We start from the raw sequence: 3,961 nt of genomic DNA, 5'->3' as shown, positions 1-3,961 counted from the left end.
GTCGCCAGCTGGGCTTCGGCGCCATCCTGCTGGAGTTGCCCGATGCCTGGCTGCGCCCGCTGCCGGCAGGGTCAGGGTCTGGCGGCGTGTCATCGCCAACTGCGGCCCCCTGGCAGTTCAGCCTTGCCGGGTTGGAAGTCAAGGAGGGTCGTTTCACTCTCAACAAGGGCCTGGCGCTGGAGGCCATCCAGATCAAGCTCGGCGCAGCCGCCTGGCCGTTGAAGTCGCCTGCCCAGCTCGACGCCAGCCTGCGCCTGGACCGGGCCACGCTGACGGTCCAGGCCAAGCTGTCGCCCGAGCTGCTGCAGGCTGATGCTGAGCTGGATGGCCTCGCCGTCGAGCGCCTGGCCGCCTGGCTGCCGTTGCCCAGCGGCGTACGGCTGGTCGCCGGCCTCTCCACCAAGGCTGGCCTCACCGTCACGAACCCGCTGGCCGAAGGCGCTGCCGACCGTGCCCAGCTGACCCTGGCCGAGCTGCGCATCAGCGACGCTCGCCTTGGCCTGCCCGGCGCGCCGCGGCTGGTGACGTTGGCCTCGGCCCAGCTCGACAAGGCCAGCGTCGAGCCTGCCACGCATGCCATCACCCTCGGCACGCTGGCGCTGGACGCGCCGCGCGCTCTGCTCGCCCGCGAGCAGGGTGGCCGCTTGAACATCGCCGGCCTGCTGCCGCCTGACAGCGCCGCGTCCGCTGCCGGCCCGGCCTGGAAGGTGCAGCTTGCTGGCCTGACGGTCGAGCGCGGCGCACTGCGCTGGCAGGACGCCGCCGTGCCCGCAGGTGTCGCGCCCGTAGGCTTTACGCTTGAGCCGCTGCGCCTGCAGCTCGGCGCTCTGAGCTGGCCCGCCACAACGCCCGTGCAGGTGCAGATCACCACCCAACTCGCGGCCCTCGGCGCGAATGATCAGCCCATCGCCGCCAGCGCCGGCAGCCTGCAGTGGAGCGGCCGTGTCGGTATTGCGCCGCTCTCGGCCAGCGGCAGCCTTCAGGCCAAGGCCCTGCCGCTGCATCTTCTCAACGCCTACCTCGACCCGGCCTGGGGACTGCATCTGCAGCGCGCTGAGCTGGGGCTGAAGGCCGAAGTCACCGCCCAGCAGGCCGGCGGCGCCTGGACGGCCAACGTAGGCGGCGACGTGCGCGTCGGGCCGCTGGCGCTGCTGCAGACCCGCGTCGTCGAGGGCCTGCGCGTCGTCGGCGAAGACCTGCTGAGCTGGCAGGCACTGCAGCTCGACGGCCTCAAGCTCGCCCTGGCGCCGGGCGCGCCGCCACGCCTGGCCGTGAAGGACGCGCTGCTCGAAGACGCCTATGCCCGCCTGATCGTCAACGACCAGGGTCGCTTCAATCTGCGCGACATCGGCCCGGCGGAAGCGGCTGCAGCGCCCGCGCCAGCCGCATCGGCAGCGCAGCCGGAATTCGCCGCCGAACGCATCCGCGTCAACCGCGGCGTCGTCGATTTCAACGACCGCTTCGTGCGTCCCAACTACAGCGCCCGCCTGACCGAGCTGCAAGGCTCGCTGGGCGCCTTCTCGTCTACCAGCAGCGCGATGGCGCCGCTGACGCTGAAGGGCAAGGTCGCCGGCACCGGCCTGCTGGAGATCGACGGTCAGCTCAAACCGGGCGCACCACTGGCCATGGACATTGCCGCCAACGCGACCGACATCGAGCTGGCGCCGTTGTCGCCCTACGCCGCCAAATACGCCGGCTACGCCATCGAGCGCGGCAAGCTGTCGACCAAGCTGCGCTACAAGGTCGAGCCCGGCGGCCAGCTGGTGGCCAGCAACCAGATCATCCTGAACCAGCTGACCTTTGGCGAGCGCGTCGAGAGCCCTGACGCGACCTCGCTGCCGGTGCGCTTCGCCGTGGCGCTGCTGAAGGACGGCAACGGCGTCATCGACGTCAACCTGCCCGTCAGCGGCTCCCTGAACGATCCGGAGTTCAGCGTCGGCGGCCTGGTCTGGAAGCTCGTGCTCAATCTCATCGGCAAGGCGCTGACCTCGCCCTTCGCCCTGTTCAGCGGCAGCGACGCACCCGAGGAGGCCCAGATCGCCTTCGTGCCGGGTGGCGTCGAACTGGCCGACTCGACCAAGCTCGACCGCGTAGCCAAGCTGCTGGTCGACAAGCCCGGCGTGCAGCTGACGCTGACGGGCTGGGCCGGCATCGCCGCCGAAGGCCAGGCCTTGCGTGAACAGCGCCTGGCCAGTGCACTCAAAGCCGAAAACGCAACACCCGATGCCGCGCTCAAGCGCCTCTACCAGGCCAGCAAGCTGCCCAACAAGCCCAAGAACCTGCTCGGCCTGGCCAAGGATCTGCCGCCCGAGCAGATGCGCGGCCTGCTGCTGGGCAGCTACGCCATCGAAGACGAAACACTGCGCCAGCTGGCGGTGGCCCGCGCCACGGCGGTGCGCGATGCGCTGCTGGCCCGCGGAGCGCCCAATGCGCGCGTCTTTCTCGCCGCGCCCAAGCTCTGCGACCAGGGTTGCGATGAGACCTGGCGCCCCCATGTCGAGCTCTCCCTTGGCGCTCATTGAAGGTCATTCCATGTCTGCTACGAATCTCGAACGCATCACCCTGGCCGGCGGCTGCTTCTGGAGCCTGGAGGCCGTCTACGAGCGCGTGCGCGGCGTGCACCACGTCGAGAACGGCTATAGCAATGGCCAGGGACCCAAGCCGACCTACGAGGCCGTCTGCGGCGGCAACACCGGCTATGCCGAGGTCGTGCGCATCGACTTCGATCCCGCCGAGGTCTCGCTGCGCGAACTGCTGGAGGTGTTTTTCACCATCCACGACCCGACGACGCTGAACCGCCAGGGTGCCGACGTCGGCACGCAATACCGCTCGGGCATCTACTGGCATACCGAGGCGCAGCGCCAGCTCGCGGCCGAGGTGCTGAAGGAGGTCAACGACCATCACGCCGGCCGCGCCGTCACCGAACTGTTACCTGAGACCAATTACCACTCGGCCGAGGCCTATCACCAGCACTACTACGCCCGCAACCCCGAGCAKGGCTATTGCGCCTTTGTCGTTGCCGGCAAGGTGGACAAGTTCCTGGCCAGCTTCAAGCGCCTGGTCAAGTGATGCTGGCCTGGGGCGGCCTGCGCCATCGCTACGCCGGCGGCGCCGAGCTCGCCTATGCCGACTTCGCGCTCGCCGCGGGCCGGCATCTGCTGCTGCGTGGCGCCTCGGGCTCGGGCAAGTCGACGCTGCTGGCCTTGCTGGCGGGTCTGCTGCGCGTGCAACAGGGCGAACTGAACGTTGCGCAAACCGAGCTGCAGACGCTGAGCCCGCGCGCGCTGGACGCCTGGCGTGGAGCCACGTTGGGCGTCGTGCCCCAGCGCCTGCATTTGAGCGAGGCGCTGACTGTGGCCGAGAACCTGGCGTTGCCGGCGCTGGCCGCAGGGCAGGGCGCCGACCCGGAGCGCGCGGCCGAGCTGATGGAGGCGCTGGACATTGCTGAGCTGGCGAATCGCCGGCCGCACCAGCTCAGCGTCGGCCAGGCCCAGCGTGTGGCGCTCGCGCGCGCACTGATGCGCCGTCCGCGCCTGCTGCTGGCCGATGAACCCAGCGCCAACCTGGACGATGAGCACACCCTGCACATGCTGGCCCTGCTGCTCGATGCGGCCGAGCGCGAGGGCTGCACGCTGGTCATCGCCAGCCATGACGCGCGTGTCGTCGAAGCGCTGGCAGAGCGGGATGACGTCAGCGAGGTGGTCTTGTGATCCGCCTCGCGTGGCGATACCTGTGGTCCAGCCCGTTGACGACAGCGCTGAACCTGCTGCTGCTGACGCTCGGCCTCGCCGCCGTGACCTTCGTGCTGCGCGCCAGTGCCCAGGTCGAGGCGGGGCTGAAGCGCGACCTCGCCAGCATCGACCTCGTCGTCGGCGCCAAGGGCAGCCCCATGCAGATCATGCTGGCCGGCGTCTTCCACCTCGATGCGCCGACCGGCAATATCCCGTTGGCGACGCTGGAG

3 protein-coding genes and 1 pseudogene are annotated in these 3,961 nt (G+C 69.8%); all 4 read left to right on the top strand.

Translation table 11 applies throughout. The features are described 5' to 3' along the window. Positions 1-2,522 (top strand): DUF748 domain-containing protein (locus ACXJKR_RS26545; protein ID WP_457325361.1); only part of this gene is annotated, 2,522 nt, incomplete at its 5' end. A 10-nt stretch (positions 2,523-2,532) separates the two neighbouring features. Continuing rightward, positions 2,533-3,069, top strand: coding sequence for a peptide-methionine (S)-S-oxide reductase MsrA (gene msrA / locus ACXJKR_RS26540; RefSeq protein WP_457325360.1), 537 nt, complete (start codon positions 2,533-2,535; stop codon positions 3,067-3,069). After that, positions 3,069-3,710: an ABC transporter ATP-binding protein gene (locus ACXJKR_RS26535; RefSeq protein WP_056202358.1), complete on the top strand. Its 642-nt coding sequence runs from the start codon at positions 3,069-3,071 to the stop codon at positions 3,708-3,710. The genes msrA and ACXJKR_RS26535 overlap by 1 nt, the downstream gene beginning before the upstream one ends. After that, positions 3,707-3,961 (top strand): annotated as a pseudogene (locus ACXJKR_RS26530) (ABC transporter permease); the annotation flags it as partial. The gene ACXJKR_RS26535 and the pseudogene ACXJKR_RS26530, both read left to right, overlap by 4 nt.

Source organism: Roseateles sp. P5_E11 (genome assembly GCF_054049355.1).
This window is presented reverse-complemented; position numbering and strand designations above follow the sequence as displayed.